The sequence below is a fragment of the Mucilaginibacter sp. UR6-11 genome, assembly GCF_020880695.1.
Taxonomy (GTDB): Bacteria; Bacteroidota; Bacteroidia; order Sphingobacteriales; family Sphingobacteriaceae; genus Mucilaginibacter.
The window spans coordinates 520059-540304 of the sequence record NZ_JAJIWO010000001.1 but is presented as its reverse complement, the minus strand read 5'-3'; the positions used below and the strand labels follow the sequence as shown (position 1 = coordinate 540304).

At 41.5% G+C, this 20246-nt stretch carries 16 protein-coding genes and 1 pseudogene; 9 read left to right on the top strand and 8 right to left on the bottom strand.

Annotated elements, in window-relative coordinates:
* Positions 1–363: 363 nt before the first annotated feature.
* Both rpsA and LJ658_RS02505 read right to left on the bottom strand, forming a co-directional pair.
* Positions 364–2334 (bottom strand): 30S ribosomal protein S1, encoded by a 1971-nt coding sequence (rpsA, locus tag LJ658_RS02510; protein WP_230544878.1) that lies wholly within the window; start codon positions 2332–2334, stop codon positions 364–366.
* A gap of 177 nt (positions 2335–2511) precedes the next feature.
* Positions 2512–3183, bottom strand: coding sequence for a hypothetical protein (locus LJ658_RS02505; RefSeq protein ID WP_230544877.1), 672 nt, complete (start codon positions 3181–3183; stop codon positions 2512–2514).
* Positions 3184–3300: 117 nt separating this feature from the next.
* On the opposite strand from LJ658_RS02505, the gene LJ658_RS02500 reads away from it, so the two are divergent.
* The 6 genes and pseudogenes from LJ658_RS02500 (at position 3301) to LJ658_RS02475 (ending at position 8301) form a co-directional block, all read left to right on the top strand.
* Entirely contained in the window at positions 3301–4467 is a 1167-nt protein-coding gene (locus LJ658_RS02500; protein WP_230544876.1) for an acyltransferase, read from the top strand.
* Positions 4468–4501: 34 nt separating this feature from the next.
* Positions 4502–4786, top strand: a pseudogene (locus LJ658_RS02495) (tyrosine--tRNA ligase); the annotation flags it as partial.
* Between the two features lie 11 nt (positions 4787–4797).
* Positions 4798–5970, top strand: a complete 1173-nt coding sequence (locus tag LJ658_RS02490; protein WP_370632930.1) for an acyltransferase family protein — start codon at positions 4798–4800, stop codon at positions 5968–5970.
* A 53-nt stretch (positions 5971–6023) separates the two neighbouring features.
* Positions 6024–7307: a tyrosine--tRNA ligase gene (gene tyrS, locus LJ658_RS02485; RefSeq protein ID WP_230544874.1), complete on the top strand. Its 1284-nt coding sequence runs from the start codon at positions 6024–6026 to the stop codon at positions 7305–7307.
* 50 nt (positions 7308–7357) lie between these two features.
* Positions 7358–7852: an antitoxin Xre/MbcA/ParS toxin-binding domain-containing protein gene (locus tag LJ658_RS02480; protein ID WP_230544873.1), complete on the top strand. Its 495-nt coding sequence runs from the start codon at positions 7358–7360 to the stop codon at positions 7850–7852.
* Positions 7852–8301, top strand: a complete 450-nt coding sequence (locus LJ658_RS02475) for an RES family NAD+ phosphorylase (protein WP_230544872.1) — start codon at positions 7852–7854, stop codon at positions 8299–8301. The genes LJ658_RS02480 and LJ658_RS02475 overlap by 1 nt, the downstream gene beginning before the upstream one ends.
* Positions 8302–8319: 18 nt before the next feature.
* Here the strand turns inward: LJ658_RS02475 and LJ658_RS02470 are convergent, their stop codons facing one another.
* The 3 genes from LJ658_RS02470 to LJ658_RS02460 form a co-directional block, all read right to left on the bottom strand.
* Positions 8320–8973 (bottom strand): PH domain-containing protein, encoded by a 654-nt coding sequence (locus LJ658_RS02470; RefSeq protein WP_230544871.1) that lies wholly within the window; start codon positions 8971–8973, stop codon positions 8320–8322.
* Between the two features lie 61 nt (positions 8974–9034).
* The gene (locus tag LJ658_RS02465) at positions 9035–10018 is read right to left on the bottom strand and encodes an acyl transferase (RefSeq protein WP_230544870.1); all 984 of its coding nucleotides are present in this window, start codon (positions 10016–10018) and stop codon (positions 9035–9037) included.
* Between the two features lie 82 nt (positions 10019–10100).
* Positions 10101–10454 carry a DHCW motif cupin fold protein gene (locus LJ658_RS02460; protein WP_230544869.1) on the bottom strand — a complete coding sequence of 118 codons (354 nt, stop codon included), beginning with the start codon at positions 10452–10454 and terminating at the stop codon, positions 10101–10103.
* Between the two features lie 84 nt (positions 10455–10538).
* Here LJ658_RS02460 and LJ658_RS02455 point away from each other — a divergent pair, with 84 nt between their 5' ends.
* A complete protein-coding gene (locus tag LJ658_RS02455) occupies positions 10539–11210 on the top strand; it encodes a lipid-binding SYLF domain-containing protein (RefSeq protein ID WP_230544868.1) in 672 nt (223 codons plus the stop codon).
* Positions 11211–11442: 232 nt separating this feature from the next.
* Entirely contained in the window at positions 11443–13899 is a 2457-nt protein-coding gene (locus LJ658_RS02450; RefSeq protein ID WP_230545446.1) for a glycoside hydrolase family 31 protein, read from the top strand.
* 72 nt (positions 13900–13971) lie between these two features.
* On the opposite strand, the gene LJ658_RS02445 is transcribed toward LJ658_RS02450, so the two are convergent.
* Positions 13972–16380 carry an ABC transporter permease gene (locus tag LJ658_RS02445; protein ID WP_230544867.1) on the bottom strand — a complete coding sequence of 803 codons (2409 nt, stop codon included), beginning with the start codon at positions 16378–16380 and terminating at the stop codon, positions 13972–13974.
* Positions 16381–16571: 191 nt separating this feature from the next.
* Between LJ658_RS02445 and glgB the strand changes: the two genes are divergently transcribed.
* Positions 16572–18629, top strand: coding sequence for a 1,4-alpha-glucan branching protein GlgB (gene glgB, locus LJ658_RS02440; RefSeq protein ID WP_230544866.1), 2058 nt, complete (start codon positions 16572–16574; stop codon positions 18627–18629).
* 4 nt (positions 18630–18633) lie between these two features.
* On the opposite strand, the gene LJ658_RS02435 is transcribed toward glgB, so the two are convergent.
* Positions 18634–19125, bottom strand: coding sequence for an isoprenylcysteine carboxyl methyltransferase family protein (locus tag LJ658_RS02435; protein ID WP_230544865.1), 492 nt, complete (start codon positions 19123–19125; stop codon positions 18634–18636).
* Positions 19126–19127: 2 nt separating this feature from the next.
* A complete protein-coding gene (locus tag LJ658_RS02430; protein WP_230544864.1) occupies positions 19128–20189 on the bottom strand; it encodes a type III polyketide synthase in 1062 nt (353 codons plus the stop codon).
* Positions 20190–20246 lie beyond the last annotated feature (57 nt).

Here is a 20246-nt window from a genome sequence, read left to right as displayed (position 1 = left end):
TCCCGGTAATGTTAGGGAGATTTGCGGCCGCTGACTTCGACGAACTGTCTGATCCGCGAAAAAGTGGATCAATTGGATCACCTGGATCATGATTTCGTTGTAATTATTTGATTATTAATAATTTAAATCGAAGTAATGGATCACTTCGGATCAATTTATGACTTATACGTTGGTTTTGGATCAGGGGTGTTAAGCTCTCAGCTCAACTTGTTTGTTGCGCAGGCAGAATGCTTGCTATATTATAGGTCGCAGCTACGCTATGTTAAACTTCGACCAGTTAGGCGTTAACCAAATCTAAACATATCTCAATAAAAAAGCCCCATCGATTACTCGACGGGGCTTTGCAAAATATTTGGTTAAAGCTTATTTAGCTTCTTCTTCAGATTTTTTAGCGGCTGCTTTTTTAACAGCTGCTTTAGTTTCTGCGCCTTCCATTTGCTCTTTTAACTGAGCTAATACAGACAGGTCGCCTAAAGTAGATTTCTCAACCGAATCTTTCACTTTCTTAACCGCGTTAGTTGCAGATTTTGCTTCTTTTTTACGGTTTTCGAAATCCTGTACACGAGCGTCAGCGCGAGCTTCTTCCCATATACGTGAGTGTGAAATTACTATACGTTTGTTTTCCTTGTTAAACTCAATGATCTTGAAGTCAGCAACTTCATCAGCTTTTACGCTTTTACCATCTTCTTTAACCAGGTGTTTGGTAGGTACGAAACCTTCAACACCGTAAGGTAAAGCTACAATAGCACCTTTATCAGTTACTTTTAATACGGTACCTTCATGTATTGAATCAATAGTGAAGATGCTTTCAAAAGTATCCCATGGGTTTTCTTCCAGTTGTTTGTGGCCCAAGCTTAATTTGCGGTTCTCAACATCCAGTTCTAAAACAACCACGTTTAATTTTTCACCAACTTTAGTGAATTCATTAGGGTGGTTGATTTTTTTAGACCATGAAAGGTCAGAGATGTGGATCAATCCGTCAATGCCGTCTTCCAGTTCAACAAACACACCAAAGTTGGTCATGTTTTTAACGGTAGCAACGTGAGTTGTGCCTTCAGCGTAGCGTTCGGCAGCATTTTGCCAAGGATCAGGTGTTAATTGTTTGATGCCCAATGACATTTTACGCTCGTCGCGGTCTAATGTCAATACCTGTGCTTCAACTTCGTCACCAACTTTCAGGAATTCCTGTGGGTTACGCAGGTTTTGAGACCATGACATTTCTGACACGTGGATCAAACCTTCAACACCCGGGATGATTTCTAAGAAAGCACCGTAATCGGCAACAGTAACTATGCGGCCCTTAACTTTAGATCCGATCTGGATTCCTTCGTCAAGTGATTGCCAAGGGTGAGGCGTTAATTGTTTTAAGCCCAAAGCGATACGTTTTTTCTCGTCATCAAAATCCAACACAACAACGTTGATTTTTTGATCCAATGCCAAAACTTCTCTTGGATGCTCAATACGGCCCCATGAAATATCAGTAATGTGTAATAAGCCGTCAACACCACCAAGGTCAATAAATACACCAAAGTCGGTAATGTTTTTAACTGTGCCTTCCAATACCTGGCCTTTTTCAAGTTTGGCAACAATTTCGGTTTTTTGGTTTTCCAGATCGTCTTCAATCAGCACTTTGTGCGATACCACTACGTTTTTAAACTCGTGGTTGATCTTAACAACTTTAAATTCCATTGTTTTGCCCACATAAACGTCATAATCCCTGATAGGTTTAATGTCGATTTGTGAACCTGGTAAAAAGGCTTCAACGCCCATGATGTCTACAATCAGACCACCTTTTGTTCTGCTCTTAACAAAACCAGTGATGATCTCATCGTTATCCAGTGCAGAATTAATTTTCTCCCATGATTTTTGAGTTTTCGCACGTTTACGCGAAAGTACCAACTGTCCGTTAGCATCTTCCTGTGATTCAACAAATACGTCAACTGTGTCACCGATCTTCAGATCAGGTGTATCACGGAATTCAGAAACAGATACCAAACCGTCAGATTTAAACCCAACGTTTAATACTACATCCTTGTTGTTAACATTTACAACAGTACCGGTGATAATTTCGCCCTTGGTGATTGAACTAAAAGTTCCATCATACAATTTCTCCATTTGCTCACGCTCGCTGTCGCTGTAGTTACCAAATTTTTTGTCGTCAGCATCCCAGTCAAAATCTTCGCGGGGTGCAACTGCAATTTGAGATTTGATCTCTTCGATTGATATTGAATCAGCCTCTGACTCAATAGTTTCTTTTTCGCCGGTTACAGTCACTGTGTCCAGTTCAGCTTCCTTGGCTTTTAATTCTTTTTCTGCTTCTTGTTTTTTTGCCATTAAATAATTTATCTCCTTTTCCCAATTTGTTAATTGGGACTGCAAAGGTAGGACTATATTTTTATTCTATAAAATTTAATTGCTCTTAAATGCTGATTTTTAAGGTTTTTGCTGACGAACTGGTAATTTTTGACGATAATATTCAATTACAGGGCATTAACTGTTTAAAATGGACTCCTACCGGGTCGCTAGTTTGCCCCCGATTTCCTGAAATATCTCCATAAAATCCGGCAATAACAATTCTCTGTACGCAATTAATGCTTCATTCATGCGTGCTTCATGTTCGGCAGTGAACGGATTATCCCAGACACGCATACAGATCCTTTTTAGTGCATAAGCTATTTGTGTTGTTTCTGAATAAGTATGCAGGTAGCCGGCACTTTTAAATCCTTCATAAAAACGAAAAAACCGGGTGCAGTCTTTTAACCCGGCAACAGTTAAAAATTCTTCAATGATGGCGTTATCACAGCCTTTTAAATGAGCATAAAAATCGTCCACCGTAATTTTGCCTGTGGTAAGCAGCAGGTTATCAATGATCAGCTCAACCGCGATATGGCCCAAAAAGAAAGGTTTTACCGGTGAGCCCTCAATAACGGGTGTGAGTATTTTTTTTAGCTGATGCGAATGCGTGGCAAAAAAATCTGACGAATGGAAATAACGGTCGACATCCAGGTGTTTGTTCCACCCGGCAATTATACTGTTAACCTGGCTGTTTGGATGCTGTAACTTTTCGGGATGCAAAATGATGCTCTTATCCGCATTTTTTAAAAGATCGGGCAGCACTGTGCCTAAAATAAAATAGCAGTCGGTGATGTTACGGTCGAAATAATAGTGGGATAGAAAATTCATATCAGTTATTGCAATATAAATCCTTTAAATCAATTAACAAAAAATGAAATGCTTTAGCGATATTAACAACTGTTTTTGGTCCTGGTCAAACTTATTTTAATTATATTTATCGCTGTAATGCAAAAAGATATCACAATAAAAACGGCTACAGAACGCCCGAGAGTCAGAGCACTTGACTCATTACGGGGGATTGCCGCACTTACTGTTGTCTTTAACCATACGCTGGAAGGGCTTTCGTTTGACCACTTTCTGCATTTTACGCCGTTATATATTATTAAAGCGGGCCATGAGGCGGTCTTGTTTTTCTTTTTGCTTAGCGGATATGTGCTTACTTATCAATATCGGTTTAATCCTGAGTATACTTATCGCCGGTTCCTGGTTCATCGTTTTTTTAGGATATATGTTCCTTATATCGTTTCCATCCTGCTGTCGTTATGCTTGTTTATGCTATGTACGCCCAAACAGGGGGGCGGTCAATGGGTCAGTAACTTATGGAGCCAGCCACCAACAATAAAAGTACTGATTAAACACGTTGCGCTGGTATGGACTTTTAATACAAACGCGCTTAACCCGGTAATATGGTCGTTGGTGCATGAAATGCGGGTTGCTATTATTTTCCCGGCGTTATTATATGTAGTGAATTTAAAGCCCGTTAACACAGCCTGGGTTACAGTGTCTATTTTAATTATTTCGGTAATTTCAATAATGTTTAATCTCACCTACGTAGTTGGCTACAACGACAGCCTGGGTTATACCGCCTATTATTTTTGTGCATTTGTTGTCGGTGGTTTGATATCAAGATACCAATCGGAGCTTGTTAGCTGGAACAATAGTTTAACCACCTTCAAGAGGACAGCATTACTGGTAGTTGCGTGGCTTTGCTTTAGTTATTCCAGCATCTGGTGGTTCATTCTGGATAATCCGGGTTGGCCGCGCTTGATCTATCATACTATTGTTAGTTTCGGCGGGGACTTGCTTACGTTGGCGGGTTCAGTTTATTTTATGATCGCCGCAATCAGCCTTAAAGGAAATAACTTTCTTACCAGTAAGATTCCTCTTTTTTTAGGCAAAATTTCTTATAGTCTTTATTTGGTACATGTGCCGGTATTGGGCTTTATATATTTTACCTTAGTCGATAAAATACCAACCCCTGTTGTTATCGGTATGGGGGTGTTGGGTAGTCTTTTAACAGCGATAATTTTTAATAAATATATTGAACAGCCCGCAATGCGCATTGCTAAAAAAGTAGTAATAACTAAAACTGGTGTCGTCCCCCGGGCATAGGTCTTTGCGCCGGAAATATAAAATTACCTTTTAAATGAACTTTGTTGAAGAATTACGCTGGCGGGGTATGCTGCATGATATTACGCCCGGAACCGGAGAACTGTTAAAAAAGGGTATGACATCCGGCTATATTGGGTGTGACCCAACTGCCAACTCATTACATATTGGCGGCCTGGCACAGATCATGACCATGATCCATTTTAAGCGGACGGGCCACAAGCCTTTTGCTTTAATTGGTGGTGCTACCGGCATGGTGGGCGACACTTCAGAAAATCAGCCGGGCGTAATATTATCAGAAGATGTATTGCAGCATAACCTATAGCAAGTGATATGCACATTAATGCGACATTTCCAATTTACACTAATAAAATGAAAAATCTGAAGGTTGGTTACGGCGAAAAGCCCCGGGTTAAAATACTTGACTCCCTAAGAGGTTTGGCTGCGGTAAGCGTTGTGTTGTGCCATTTAACGGTCGGGACATTTAATAGCAGGCCAATTGAATTTACTCCGTTTGTTATTTTAATTAGTGCGCATAACGCTGTTATATTTTTTTTTGTGTTAAGCGGGTACGTATTAACTTATCAGTATGGTAATGACCCTAATTACAGATTTGTCAACTTTCTTGGTCTTAGATTTATCAGATTATATATTCCCTATATCGCATCAATTGCTTTGGCGTTAATTTTAAGGGCCAGTTGTAGCCGGTCCGACTCTGCTTTCTGGCTGTCTGTGTATTGGAAGGAACCCATACTTTTTAAGGATATTTTAGGGCACTTGTTACTTGTTGTGAATTTTAACGCGTTAAAAATTAATGGAGCGATATGGTCTCTTATACACGAGATGCGTATCGCACTTCTATTTCCACTTTTGTTGTTTATAACGAGATTAAGTATAAGAAAATTTTTAGTGATAAATTTTATAATATATTTATCTGCAGTAACTTTAAATGCGTTAAAATTAAATCCATCTGAAGGTTATCTAACAAGTTATCTGTATACATTTATCTTGTTTTACACATTTATGTGCGGCGGGCTTATTGCCCGGCGGCAAAAGCAAATTATAACCTGGTACAATGAGTTAAGCAGTACGCAGCGGTGGCTATTTTTAATAGCAGGTATATTTTTTTATAGTTACGCCGGCTTGATGCCGCGTGTGGTACAAAAAATGGGATCGTCAACCGTTATAATTGACTACGTATTCCAATATCTTGTAGATATTGTAATTACAATTGCTTCTGTAATATTTATCGTAATTGCTGTGTCCGCCAAGCCAATGGCGTTTTTTTTAATGAAGTTGCCTTTGTTTTTGGGAAGGATATCCTATAGTTTATACCTTGTGCATATACCTGTAGGTGTTTTTATTGTTTATACGTTTGCTAACAAGTTGCCTGTAATTGTGGTGATTGTGCTTGCCTTAGTATGTTCATTCGTTACAGCAATTATTTTTAATACGTTTATTGAACGGCCAGTAATGCGGCTAGGAAAGAAATTACTATCGCGCTGAAATTTCTTGAGTCTTAAATATATCTTTGCAGCCATTATTTTAAAGACGGATAAATGAATTTTGTTGAAGAATTACGTTGGCGCGGCATGCTGCATGATATTATGCCCGGAACCGAAGAGCTGTTAAATAAAGGTATGACATCCGGCTATATTGGGTTTGACCCAACTGCTGACTCATTGCATGTTGGCAGCCTGGCGCAGATCATGACCATGATCCACTTTCAGCGTGCCGGCCATAAGCCGTTCGCGTTAATCGGCGGTGCTACCGGCATGGTGGGCGATCCGTCGGGCAAATCAGCCGAGCGTAATTTGCTGTCAGAAGATGTTTTGCAAAAAAACCTGGCCGGAATTAAGGCCCAACTGGAGAAATTTCTTGATTTTGACGGCGGTGCTAACAGTGCCGAAATGGTAAATAATTTCGACTGGTTTAAAGATTTTACTTTCCTTGATTTTATTCGCGAGGTAGGCAAGCACATTACAGTTAATTATATGATGGCCAAAGACTCTGTAAAGAAACGTCTGGAGGGTGAAACCGGGATGTCGTTCACAGAATTTACGTACCAGTTGGTTCAGGGCTATGATTTTTACTATTTGTGGAAGCACAAAGATTGTAAACTGCAAATGGGCGGATCAGACCAGTGGGGTAATATCGTTACCGGCACAGAGCTGGTGCGCCGCAAAGGCGGAGGCGAGGCATTTGCCTTAACTACGCAGTTGATCAAAAAATCAGACGGATCTAAATTTGGAAAGACGGAGGGTGGCAACATCTGGCTGGACCCTGAGAAAACATCGCCCTATAAATTTTACCAGTTTTGGTTAAATACCAGTGATGAAGATGCTAAAACGTACATCCGCATCTTTACCTTGTTTGATGAGGAGACTATTAAAGGTTTAGAAGCTGAACAGGACGCGGCACCACATTTACGCGTGTTGCAAAAAGCCCTTGCAAAAGATATAACTATACGGGTACATGGCGAAGCCGAATATGAAAAAGCCATAAAATCATCAGAGTTTCTATTTGGCAATACCGGGATTGAGTTTTTAAATGAACTGAATGAAGCCGAAGTAATTGGCCTGTTTGAAGGCGTACCTAACTTTAAGATTGCTTTGGCCGATTTACAGGCCGGCATTAATGCAACTGACTTGTTAGCAGCCAGCACAGCGGTATTCGCGTCAAAAGGTGAGGCTAAGAAGATGATACAAGGGGGAGGGGTGGCTATTAATAAAGTTAAAATAGAGTCGCCGGAGGCCATCTATAATCACGAATTTTTAATAGGTGACAAATTTTTAGTGGCCCAAAAAGGCAGGAAGAATTATTTTTTAATTATTGTTAAATAATTTGATATTGCGACAAAGTGTTATTATTTTTGGATAAATGTCGCATATTTATGAAGCATAAAGATGATATAACCAAAAATGCACTTGCTGAACCAGCAAGCGCTTATGATGTTTCAGCAACTAACTTATTTGCTACTACAATAGGCAATGCGGCAAGGGAATTCAATATAACGGGTAGCAGCTACGATATTTTAAACGCTACCCGTCAGGGCTTGCCCAAACGTGGCCTAATGGCTCTGGCAAAAAAGATATCCTTAACAATCCAAGAGTTTGCCAATATACTGCACATATCAGAGCGTACCTTACAACGTTATGATAACGATGAAATCATTAAAACAGAATACGCAGAAAAAGCCGTTGAGTTAGCTCGATTATACACACGTGGCGAAGAAGTATTTGGCTCGCTTGATAAATTTAAAACCTGGATGAAGTCCCCTGTTCATGTTTTCAGAGGGGATACCCCCGTTTCTCTCTTAGATACTTCTATTGGTTTTGATATGGTCTTTAAAGAGTTAGGCCGTATTGAGCATGGGATTTTCGCCTAATGATACTTTATCGGTTGGTTAAAAGTGTTTATGCAGATGATTTAAGCGGAAATGGAGCTAGGCTATATGGGGGGCGTTGGAATAGTGAGGGCAAAGCCATGGTTTACCTCGCATCCTCAAGATCCTTAGCTGTATTAGAAGCACTGGCGCATTTAAATCCCACCAATATGCCTGATGATTATTCTATAATTACGATAGAGGCACCCGATAGTATAAATGAGTTAAACCTTAATACACTACCTAAAAACTGGAAGGAATACCCTGAACAAAATATATTACAACAGTTTGGGAATCATTTTTTATTTCAAAATAAAAAACTGCTCCTAAAAGTACCTTCGGCTTTGGTTGATGAGGAATTTAATTATTTGATGAATCCTTTGCACAAGTTGGCTCCGTCTGTTAAAATAATAACAAAAAAGCCATTCAGGTTTGATGAACGGCTACTTTAATAAACGGCTGACATTCTTTTACAAATCGTTTAACAACTCTAATTTTTTGTGGTTATATTCTTCCTGGGATATTAATCCGTTATCAAACAAGGTTCTTAATTTCTTCAATTTCTCTGTTAATACATCAGGCTTTGGTTCTTCGTGGGCAACAACCGGCTCCGGTTCTGGTATCGGCTCAGGAGAAGGCGTAATTATTTGATGCACGGCAGCTGCCTGCGCCGGCGTTTCAAACTGTACTGAGCCCGACTCGGCGCGTTTTTGCTCCAGGTCGCGCAGGCGGCGTGCTTCGCGCTCGGCTTCTTTGCGTTCCTGTGCGTATTGATATAGTTTACGGGCCTGTACTTTAGGCAGGTAATCAACACCCATCTCGGCGCCGTTAGTTGTTTTTACGCTGAAAATAGCGCCTATTATTTCTTCTTTGGTATAAACGTCAATAACGTCTTTCCAAACAAAATCAACAAATTTTATAGACAGGCCCAAGTTTGCCGGGGTAAAAAACAACACGCGTTTATTGGTTATGGCAATACAATCAGGTAGTATATTAACCAGCGGTTTTTTTTGTACTGCTATGTATATTATTTCTTCGTCGGTAGTTAACAGGTCAACCAGGCGGGTATAAACTTTTTCAACCGCTTTCTGGTCCTGTTCGTCACGCAAAAATTTTTCGATCATCTTAGTCACTTATATTTTGAAGTACAAAAATATATAAATTCTGTTAGTTGTATATTAAGTTTTACGCTATCAATAAATTACAGCCGCGGATATCGGCATTGTCAAAGCGGCCCAATACCTCAAAACCGCCGTCGGCATAGATCTTACCAAGATCCTGGGTGGCTATAAATGAGCAGGAATTAATATTGGCCAGGTCAATAACATTAATGCCACCGGCCTTGTTATTGGTAACCAAGCTTAAAGGATCATTGGTATCACGGGTTATAATGCGCATCCATGGGGGGCAGTAAAAAATCCCGGCGCCTTTTGAGTAAGCCTGCGATAAAAGCTCAGTCATACCATATTCGGAGTGGATGGCTTTAACCCCAAAGCCGGTGCAAAGAGTTTCATGCAATTCCTCGCGGATCATCTCTTTACGCCTGCCTTTCATACCGCCTGTTTCCATCACAATTAATTCGGGAAAATTGATTTGGTGTTGATCGACAAAATCAAGCAGGGCAAATGTGACACCTATTAATAATGTAGGTTTTTTTGCCCGTTGTTGCCTGGCAAGCTGCCTGGCCAGATCATCATGATTATAGAGATAAAAGCCGCTGTCAGGGTTTTGTGATTGGGTTACGAGGTCCTGAGCCATATAAGTAAGCGACGAACCCTGCCGTTCAAGATACGACGGCAGCAGCGCCAAAACCGTATAATCTTTTATGTCGCGGTAAAATAATTGAAACGCTTTGCGGAAACTTTCTTCATACCAACTGATATCGGTTAGGTAATGGCTGCTGGTAACCATGCCTGTGGTACCTGAACTTGTAAACGTTACCTGTATATCATCCGTAGCGCTAAGAATAGAATGTCGCTTAAAAAAACCGATTGGCAAAAACGGAATTTGCTGTACAGATTTTACCTCAGCAATATCAAGGCGGAGTCCTGAAATAAATTCGGCATAAACTTTACAATTTTTCGCCTGATGCTGGAATACCTGCAGGGCAATTGTATTAAATTGCTCATCGTTATTAATTGTAAATACCTGCTGCTTATTGGGTTTCATTGCTGCAAAGATAAGCAGATACGCAAACATACAGCCACACAAATGTGCAGATAGGATACAGGGGTGACGGTTCGTTACTATTTTATGGCTGGTATTTCAAAAAGTCGCCATCAACGATAAGCAGTTTTACCGGATTTTGTGCTAAGGAGCGGTGCGAACTTAAATCATCAGTAACCACATAGCTCATGCCTTTGGTCAGCGTAAATTGTTTGCCGTTTTCCTGTTCGGTAATAAATTCGCCTTCAAGGCAATATACAATGTGGCCTTTTTGGCACCAATGATCGGCGACGTAACCCGCCGAATATTCTACTATCCTAATCCTCAGCCCTTCAAATTGTACAGTCTGCCAGGTTGAATGTCCTTTTTCGCCCGGGTGATCTGTTTTTGCTATGAAGTCCCAGTTTATTACCTGAAATGGGATATTTTTGTTGCTCATGTATGTGGAATTATTAAGACACAAATTAATAAAGAAAACAACTGTTGTTTTTGAGAGTTAAACTATTAAATAAAACATAGATCTATGAAAACATTAAAATTATTTTTGATGCCGGTATTGCTTAGCGCATTTATTGTACTGGCATCCGCAACAGGCGCCGGCAAAGAAACCGAACGGATTCATAGTGCCACCAATGTATTAAAAGCTTTCGGTAAAATGAAGGAAAGCATCCCGCACCAGTTAATAGCCGACTACCAGGGTATTGTCATAATCCCCGGATTGATAAATGCGGGCTTTGGTATTGGCGGTAAAAGAGGAAAAGGCGTTGCCATGGTTAAACTGGCCGATGGTAAATGGAGCGACCCGGTATTTATTACTTTAACCGGCGGCAGCCTGGGTTTGCAGATAGGTGTGCAATCTGTTGATATGGTGCTGGTATTCCGTCACAAAGGCGTGCTTGCCAAGGTGAAGAATGGTGATTTTACGATAGGGGGCGATATATCCGCAGCGGCGGGCCCGGTTGGCCGCAGCTCTACCGCCAGTACAGATTATAAGTTAGAGGCCGAGGTATATTCTTATTCGCGCAGTCGCGGTTTATTTGCCGGGGTATCTATACATGGCTCAAATTTAGCCATTGATAAGAGCGCCAACGCCGCTTTCTATAAGAATAATTTAACATCGAGCGAAATATTTGAGACTGCTAAAAGCAATGATCCGGCGGTAATCAACCTAAAAACTACCTTAGGCGCTTTGTAATTTTTTAACCGGGTAATGGCAATGGGTTTTGGCCCATTGCCATTAAACTAACTTTCTGGTATTGAAAATTATGACTTTCATAATTTTTTGCACTTGTCGATCTTTTCCGGGTTAATCATAGTTTATTTATTGAATAAAAATCGTTTATTAGCTGTTGAAACAGGCAATTGCCACCTTGTTTTTAACTTTTGCGGTGAAATTTGTGGGCTGGATGAATAGTTTAAATAGTAATATGGAAGAGAATACAATAGACCCAGAATTAGAAAAAGAGATAGTAGCAGCGGATGAGGAAACGTTTCAGCACGTAAATAATCCTATCATCGGTATAAAGCCGATTATAAAAAAATACCTGGGCGTACCCAATCACGCCGATCAGATAGGAAACAAATTTTTCTTTACGGATGGCGACGCCAAAGTTGAGATAGTAGTTGTTACTGATGAAATAATAAGAGTTAGATTAGCGCCGCACGGCGTTTTTTTGGAGGAATTTTCGTACGCAGTACCCAAGCTGGTACAAAAAGCAACAGCATTTACTTTATTTGAAAATGATACCGAGTTCCGCGTATCAACTGGCATTATTAACTGCCATATCCGTAAACAGGATTTCTTTATATCCTTCTCTGACAGTAATGACCATGTTACCAGTATCGACGCTGTGCCGATGCACTGGGAAGAGAACGTAGCCTTTGGTGGTTATTATGTTTTCTGTACCAAAACCTGCGCGCCCAATGAGGCCTTTTTTGGTTTAGGTGATAAACCCACCGAGCTGAACTTAAAGGGAAAAAGATTTGTTAACTGGAATACTGACGCCTACTCGTTTCAATGGAACCAGGACCCGATATACCGTACCATACCTTTTTATATTAGTATAAACGACGGCATATCGTACGGTATTTTCTTTGACAATACCTTTAAATCGCATTTTGATTTTGGCGCCCAGGAGAGCAACAAAACCAGTTTTTGGGCTGATGGCGGCGAGCTGCAATATTATTATATCCACGGTCCGCACATGATGGACGTGGTAAAAAACTACCATATTATAACTGGTACGCATCCCATGCCGCCACTATGGGCATTTGGCTACCACCAATGCCGCTGGAGCTATTATCCGGAAGCAAAGGTCAGGGCTATAGCCAAGACGTTCCGTCAGGAGCAAATCCCTTGTGATGGTATCTATTTGGATATTGATTATATGGATGGCTATCGCTGCTTTACCTGGAATAAAAAGTACTTTCCTGACCCTAAAAAGATGGTGAAGGAGCTTGCTGACGATGGTTTTAAAACCGTGGTGATAATTGACCCGGGAATACGGGTAGACGATAATTACTGGGTATTTAAAGAAGGTAAAGAGAACCGTTATTTTTGCCGCCGAAGCGATGATTACTTTATGGAGGGCCATGTATGGCCCGGCCGTTGCCAGTTTCCTGATTTTACTAACCCCGAAGTCAGAGAATGGTGGGGTGGATTATTCCAGGGATTGGTTGATGCCGGTGTTGCCGGTGTTTGGAATGACATGAATGAGCCTGCCGTATTTGGCACCAGCACATTCCCCGACGATGTTCGTCACCAATATGACGGGCACCGCGGATCGCACCGTAAGGCGCATAATATTTACGGCATGCAGATGGTACGTGCCACTTACGAAGGCTTGCGTGGCATTATGAAAAATAAACGCCCTTTTACGATTACAAGGGCAGGCTATTCGGGTGTACAACGTTACTCGTCCGTTTGGACGGGTGATAACGTGGCTACCTGGGAACACTTAAAACTGGGTAATATCCAGTTGCAGCGTTTATCCATGTCTGGCATATCGTTTTGCGGTACTGATATCGGCGGTTTTAGCGGCGAGCCTGATGGCGAGTTGTTTACCCGCTGGATTCAGATGGGCACATTCTCGCCGTTTATGCGCGCGCACTCTGCCGGTGATACCAAGGAGCGCGAACCGTGGAGCTTTGGCGAGCCCTATACTTCCATCAACCGTAAATTTATTGAGCTGCGTTATAAACTGATACCATATCTGTACTCAACTTTCTGGGAGCATCACCGTTATGGTTTCCCTATTTTGAGGCCGATAGTTATGCAGGAGCAGATAGAGGCTGATAATTATTTCCGCCAGGATGAGTTTACTTATGGCGATAAGATCTTGATTTGCCCGGTTTTAGAGCCCGGTCAGCAAAGCCGTAAAGTATATTTACCTACCGGTAAATGGTATAATTTCTGGTCGCTTGAGGTGGTTGAGGGTGGTAAAGAGGTTGAGGTATTGACTCCGCTGGATACCATCCCAATCTTTATTAAGGCTGGTGCTGTTATCCCGGAATACCCGGTAATGCAGTATGTGGGCGAAAAGGAAATTGAAGAAGTTAAGTTGAATGTTTATTACAGCGATTACGAGGCTAATTCTTTCTTCTTTGAAGATTATGGCGAAACCTTTGCTTATGAGCAGGATATTTACTCGGAAAAGAAATTTGTTGTAAATGGCGGCAAAACCAACTTTACCGTGCAGCAAAGTATGGAAGGCTTATATACACCTAGATATGAAACTTATGCTTTCAGCGTATCGGGCTTGCCGTTTAAACCATCGAAGATTACTGCCGATGGGAAAACTATAACTGATTTCGCGGTCATTGCTGATAAAGTTTTAGAGTTTAAATCCAGTAAAAACTTTAAGAAAATAGAGATCATTAAGTAAGCTTAAACTATATTTAGATCTGCATTGGATCTTCCGGGGTTTTAAAACTTCGGAAGTTTTTTTGTTTACTGGCTAATTATCCACCCTTAAGCTTTCAACCGGATTAGCCAAGGCAGCTTTAACGGTTTGTAAACTTATTAAAACGGCTGTTAAAACGGTTAATACCACGATGGTAATGACAAATGGTATTGGTGTAATGCTTATCCGGGATGCATAGCTGTTAAGCCAATTCGTCATGATTAAATAAGCCAACGGACAAGCCACTGTACCGGCCATGGCCACAGTTATCAGGAAATCTTTCATAAACAGCATCACGATCCCATTCACAGATGCACCTAACACTTTACGGATACCGATTTCTTTGGTGCGTTTTTGTACACTCAACGATATCAATCCTAAAACCCCTAATAGCACAATGATAATTGATAGTGCTGTAGCTATGGATGCGGCTTTTCTTAACTGAAGTTCCGTAGCGTAAACTTTTGCTAAAGCATCGTCTATAAATTTATATCCGAAAGGCGTATCAGGCATCAGTGCTGTCCATCTCTTTTGAACGGCTATCAGGCTACTTTGTATATTTCCCGGTTTAAGGCGTATAGACAAATAGCGATAAATAGGTTGATAATTATTGCTCATGAAAGTTATCGGCTGAACTTTGTCTCGCATCGACCCAAAGTGAAAATCGGCTGTGACGCCGATAATAGTAAAAGGTTTTGATGAATAGGCCCAGATCATCATTGGTTTACCGATAGCGTCTTCGGCATTCTGCCATCCCAATATTTTAGCTTCGGTTTCGTTGATGACAACCTTCGAACTGTCTCCTTTACTATATGCAGCATTGAAAAATTGCCCTGCTTTTAACGGAATTTTATAAGTGGCCAGGTAACCATCGTCACAAACCAGGCCGGTGCTGCTTATTACTTTATTTGGTATTTCGGGGCGGTTAACCATGTAATTGCCGCCATTATGTCCATCAGGTATTTCGTAAGATACAGCTACATTGCGCACCTGAGGCAATTGCGCTAGCTGAGACCGAATGTATTCCATTTTTTGCACCCCCTTTTGCGACCAGTCGCGAGAAGTCTGTGCGTAGATTACGTTTTCCTTTTTGAACCCCAGACTATTACTAAAAAATAATTTAACTTGTTGAGATATAATCAAAGCACCGATAAGAACCATTGCTGCTATAGTGAACTGAAAAGCGACCAGTGTTTTGCGTAGTACCACGCTTTCTTTTATTGAGCTGAGTTTACCTTTCAACGAATCGACCGGTTTTGATGCTGACAATACAATTGCCGGATGCAAACCGGCCAGCACGCCAACCAGCAGGGCAAATACAAGATACACCGGAATTGCATAAACGGGAAAAGCAAACAATCCCGGCATCTCCTTACCCAAAACATCACTGAAATAAGGCTTGGCGACAAGGTAAATGATCAAAGCAATTAATGTCGATATCATAACCAGAACAATAGATTCAATCAAAAACTGAAGAATGATATGTTTGCGTAAACTACCCAAGGCTTTGCGGACTCCCATCTCACGTATACGCCCGGCCGAACGGCCAATACAGATATTTACGAAATTGATGATCGCCATAAATAGTATAAATAGAGCGATACACGATAAAGTGTAAATCATTTTTTTGACAAGCCCATTGTTGGCTTCAAGATTGTAATCTGTCAATTTAACCAGGTATGGTGTTACTTGTTTTTTGATGGTACCGTCGGGCTGATATTTTAAAAGAATTTGCTTCATGGCGCTATTGACAGTCTTTGGGTCTACACCGGGTTTTAGCTCCAGGTAAGCAACTATGTTCAAATTCCACCAACCAGAAGTGCTGCGTTTGAAAAATTTTGCTGCATCGGTGTTAAAGAAAAATCCAACATCAAAAAGCATTGAAGTTACTGAGTTTCTGGGAATATCATCCAATACGGCGCTTATAGTGAAATCATGCCGTTCATTAGAAAAACTTTCAAAATTTATTGTTTGACCCACAACATCCGTCCGTCCAAAATATTTATCAGCCATTTTACCGCTGATGACTACCGAATACGGGTCTTTAAGTGCGGTTTTAACATCGCCGTGCAAAACTTTAAAGCCGTACATTTTTAATAAGGTACTGTCGCCTATTTGTAATTCTTCTCTAAAATGTTTGTCGTTTTTTGATACCAGGCTGGTAATTTCATCAAAGCGGTGATAATTAGCGATGAGATTAGGGTAGTTATCTTGTAAAGTTTTAGGCAGCTCAGCGACGGTGCCGATCTCATTGCTAAAATTGGGGTCAATAAATTTATTGAGGATGATATATTGGTTGTCTACATTTTTAAGCTGCCGGTTTACCTGCAACTCGCTCCAGGCATACGCGCCAATCAATAAGGAAAATGCAATACCCACCGAAAGGCCAAATATATTAATCAGTGAAAAAACTTTGTTTTTGCGGATATTGCGCCAGGCAATGGTGAAGTAATTTTGCAGCATAGGTGTTAAGTTTTAAACTAATGTAACGGCTAATTAACAGACACAGAAAACATTAACATTTTTTAACTACTCTGCCGACTAACTATTTATTGTTTATTGCACACCAAACAATAATGATATATTTGATTGTTATAACCATAGCCCGCTAAATAAACCGGACTAAATCTAACTGCCCTAAAGGGCTATCTATCATGGCAAAAAAAGTAACTAAAACCGAAGCTGTATCTGCGGAAGCAAAGTCAGCAAAAACTGCTGACGCTAAAGAAAAAGAAACAGTTAAAAAGGAAACAGTTAAAAAGGTTGCCAGCCCAAAAGCTGTGGCCATTAGTGTAGAAGACGGCAGGCCGGTATTTCCATATAGCCGGTTTACTGATTTTGACATCGCGCTTTTCAAATCGGGTAAACATTATAAACTATATGAAAAATTAGGCTCGCACGTAGTAGAGCACAATGGGGTAGTGGGTACTTACTTTGCAGTTTGGGCCCCCAATGCACATTATGTAGCTGTAATAGCAAACTTTAACGGCTGGAACAGAGGCTCGCACCCGCTGTATATCCGTTGGGACGGTTCAGGCATCTGGGAAGGTTTTGTACCTGATGTAGGCGTAGGCGAGGTATATAAATATTTTATCAATTCATCCACAGGCGAGGACCTGGAGAAAAGTGATCCGTTTGCTTTGCGCTGGGAGGTGCCGCCGCTTACCGGCTCAATAGTTGCCGATACTTTTTACGAGTGGAAAGATACCAACTGGATGGCAAACCGCTACCAGCACAACGCTCTGGATAAGCCATACTCGGTATATGAGGTGCATCTGGGTTCGTGGGCGCGTAGTTATGATAATCCTGATGAGTTTTACAGCTATGAGCAACTGGCCGATATGCTGGTGCCTTACGTAAAGCACATGGGCTTTACCCATGTAGAATTTATGCCGATAGCCGAACACCCGTATTACCCAAGCTGGGGTTACCAGGTTAGCGGCTACTATGCTGCTTCGTCACGCTATGGCACGCCGCAACAGCTAATGTTACTCATCGAGCGTTTTCATCAGGAAGGTATCGGCGTTATATTAGATTGGGTGCCTTCGCATTTTCCGGGCGACGCAATGGCGCTATATAATTTTGACGGCACGCATTTATATGAGCATGCCGATGAGCGCAAGGGCTTTCATCCCGACTGGAAATCATACATATTTAATTATGGCCGCAATGAGGTTAGGGCCTTCCTGATCAGCAACGCCATATTTTGGTTGGACAGGTACCATGTTGACGGTTTGCGTGTTGACGCCGTAGCTTCCATGCTTTACCTGGATTACTCGCGCAAAGCTGGCGAGTGGGAGCCAAATATATATGGCGGCAATGAAAACCTGGAGGCCATATCGTTTTTAAAAGAATTTAATGAGGCCTGTTACAGTCATTTCCCGGATATACAAACCATTGCCGAAGAATCAACCTCATTTACCGGGGTAAGCAGGCCCGTATTTTTAGGCGGACTGGGTTTTGGCATGAAATGGATGATGGGCTGGATGCACGATACTATTAAGTATTTTTCTGAAGATCCGATTAACCGAAAATATCACCATAATCAGTTAACGTTTAGCTTGATCTATGCGTTTACCGAGAACTTTATGCTGCCTTTCTCGCATGATGAGGTAGTTTATGGGAAGGGCTCCATGCTGCGTAAGATGCCCGGCGACGAATGGCAGCAATTTGCTAACCTGCGGTTGGTTTATAGCTATATGTTTACTCATCCCGGCGCAAAGTTACTGTTTATGGGTAGCGAGTTTGGCCAGGGTGTGGAGTGGAACTACCAAAACGCATTACAGTGGCACGTGTTAGACTATCCTAACCATAAAGGCATCAGCGAAACCGTAAGGGCGCTTAACCAGCTCTATAAGACGGAGCCGGCAATGTATGAAAAAGCGTTCTCGCCCGAGGGTTTTGAATGGGTTGATGGCGGCAATGCCAATGACTCGGTTGTGGTTTTTGTACGTAAGGGACACGAGGCAAAAAACGATTTGCTGATTGTGCTAAATATGACACCGGTTTCGCGACACAATTTTAGAGTGGGGGTGCCGTCAGCCGGTAACTGGAACGAGATCTTTAACTCAGACACTGAGGCATATTGGGGCAGCGGAATAACCAATACCACAACGCTTAAAAGTGAGGCCGTTAGCTGGCATGGAAGAGACCATTCGATAAATATCATCTTGCCGCCTTTGGCAGCTTCGATATTTAAGCGGGTGGGTTAAGAAGCTATTTGGCCCAAACTTTATTTTCAACGCTTATCCTGACGGTTAACATAGCCGCGTTTAGTACCGTAAATATTATGGCCGTATAATACAGGTGAAACGCCAGGGGTATTAAGGCTATCTCGCCTATGACTTCCATGTAGTTGGGATGCCTGAATATTTTATATGGTCCCTTTTTTACCGGATACACACCGGGTATGCGATAGATTTTAGTGTTCCAGTATTTACCTAACGACGACAGCGCCCAAAATTTAAAAGAAAGCACCAGTAAAAAAGCTGCCAGAAATCCCCAGCTGATAGGGGTACCGCCTCTTAAATTATATTCGGCAATTATAGCGATGATGAAAAGTGTGTGCATCGCTACCATAAAAGGGTAGTGGCCCTGGCCATATTCTATGGCTCCATTTTGCAGCAGCCACTTTTCGTTTCGGCTTGAGATATAGAGTTCAGACAGGCGCTGCAAAATCAGCAAAGAAATAAATACAACAAAATACATACTTAGTTATTGGCAAGCTTTAACAACACCATCTCGCTCGAAAATCCCGGCCCCATAGCCATCATTAATCCGTAACCTTCCTCAAATCCCTCGCGCATAAATCGTTCTAATACATATAAAACGGTAGCGCTGCTCATGTTTCCGTTATCGTTCATTACCGACCGGGTTTTATTTAAAAAGTCGCCTTCAACGCCTAAGGCATCCGTATAGGCATCCAGTACTTTTTTTCCGCCGGGATGAAAGATAAAGTTTTTGATATCGCTTAGCTGCAAGTTTTGCCTGGTTAAAAATTCAGTAATATCCTGTTTTACATTCTCATGGATGAAGGTAGGGATATCTTTAGAGAAAAGTACCTTAAACCCCGTATCCTGAAACTCCCAGCCCATCACATCCAGCGAGTCGTAATACAACTTGCTAGATGCGGCTATGTAATCAATTTTTTGACCAGACCGGGTATGATTATCGCCCTTGATAATACATGCCGCTATACCGTCTGAAAATAAGCTTGAGCCAATGAAATTACTCTTGCTGTAATCGCTTTTTATCAACGTTAACGAACAAAGTTCTACCGCTACCAGCAGTACTACAGCATTTGGGTTCGCCAGCGCCGCCATATTAGCTTTGGCCATACCGGATACCCCACCTCCGCAACCCAGGCCCCATAGCGGGCTGCGGTTAACGTGCGGGTTAAGCCGCATTTTATTAATAATTAGGGCATCAATGCTGGGTGTGGCCAAACCCGTGGTTGATACAAATATCAGATCGGTTATATCTTCTTTTTTAATGCTGGCTTTAATTATACAAGCTTCAATAGCCGCTACCGAATAGTTGAGTGCATTTTCTATATAGTCGTTGTTTCGTTCTTCAAATGTATTGGGCTGGCCGTAATAAGATAACGGTTTACAAAAGTTACGGGTAATGATTCCGGTATTATCAAAAGCAAAGATCAGCCTGTTGGTTTGCGGAAAGTTGGCCGAAAACAGATCATGCGCCTGTTTTTTTACGTCTTGTTGGTTTGTTTTATAAGGCAGGTCTATGGTGGCTGTTGCTGATATATGAGGCATGTATAGTTTTATAGTAGATACATAATTAAAAAATGAAGAATTTGGTTATCCCATAAT

Excerpts from the sequence above, each read along its gene's own strand:
- LJ658_RS02445 (WP_230544867.1), bottom strand. The coding sequence starts at position 16,380 with ATGCTGCAAAATTACTTCACCATTGCCTGGCGCAATATCCGCAAAAAC.
- LJ658_RS02480 (WP_230544873.1), top strand. The coding sequence starts at position 7,358 with ATGAAGCATAAAGATGATATAACCAAAAATGCACTTGCTGAACCAGCA.
- rpsA (WP_230544878.1), bottom strand. The coding sequence starts at position 2,334 with ATGGCAAAAAAACAAGAAGCAGAAAAAGAATTAAAAGCCAAGGAAGCT.
- LJ658_RS02500 (WP_230544876.1), top strand. The coding sequence starts at position 3,301 with ATGCAAAAAGATATCACAATAAAAACGGCTACAGAACGCCCGAGAGTC.
- LJ658_RS02450 (WP_230545446.1), top strand. The coding sequence starts at position 11,443 with ATGGAAGAGAATACAATAGACCCAGAATTAGAAAAAGAGATAGTAGCA.
- tyrS (WP_230544874.1), top strand. The coding sequence starts at position 6,024 with ATGAATTTTGTTGAAGAATTACGTTGGCGCGGCATGCTGCATGATATT.
- LJ658_RS02430 (WP_230544864.1), bottom strand. The coding sequence starts at position 20,189 with ATGCCTCATATATCAGCAACAGCCACCATAGACCTGCCTTATAAAACA.
- LJ658_RS02455 (WP_230544868.1), top strand. The coding sequence starts at position 10,539 with ATGAAAACATTAAAATTATTTTTGATGCCGGTATTGCTTAGCGCATTT.
- LJ658_RS02505 (WP_230544877.1), bottom strand. The coding sequence starts at position 3,183 with ATGAATTTTCTATCCCACTATTATTTCGACCGTAACATCACCGACTGC.
- glgB (WP_230544866.1), top strand. The coding sequence starts at position 16,572 with ATGGCAAAAAAAGTAACTAAAACCGAAGCTGTATCTGCGGAAGCAAAG.
- LJ658_RS02490 (WP_370632930.1), top strand. The coding sequence starts at position 4,798 with ATGCACATTAATGCGACATTTCCAATTTACACTAATAAAATGAAAAAT.
- LJ658_RS02470 (WP_230544871.1), bottom strand. The coding sequence starts at position 8,973 with ATGATCGAAAAATTTTTGCGTGACGAACAGGACCAGAAAGCGGTTGAA.
- LJ658_RS02465 (WP_230544870.1), bottom strand. The coding sequence starts at position 10,018 with ATGAAACCCAATAAGCAGCAGGTATTTACAATTAATAACGATGAGCAA.
- LJ658_RS02460 (WP_230544869.1), bottom strand. The coding sequence starts at position 10,454 with ATGAGCAACAAAAATATCCCATTTCAGGTAATAAACTGGGACTTCATA.
- LJ658_RS02475 (WP_230544872.1), top strand. The coding sequence starts at position 7,852 with ATGATACTTTATCGGTTGGTTAAAAGTGTTTATGCAGATGATTTAAGC.
- LJ658_RS02435 (WP_230544865.1), bottom strand. The coding sequence starts at position 19,125 with ATGTATTTTGTTGTATTTATTTCTTTGCTGATTTTGCAGCGCCTGTCT.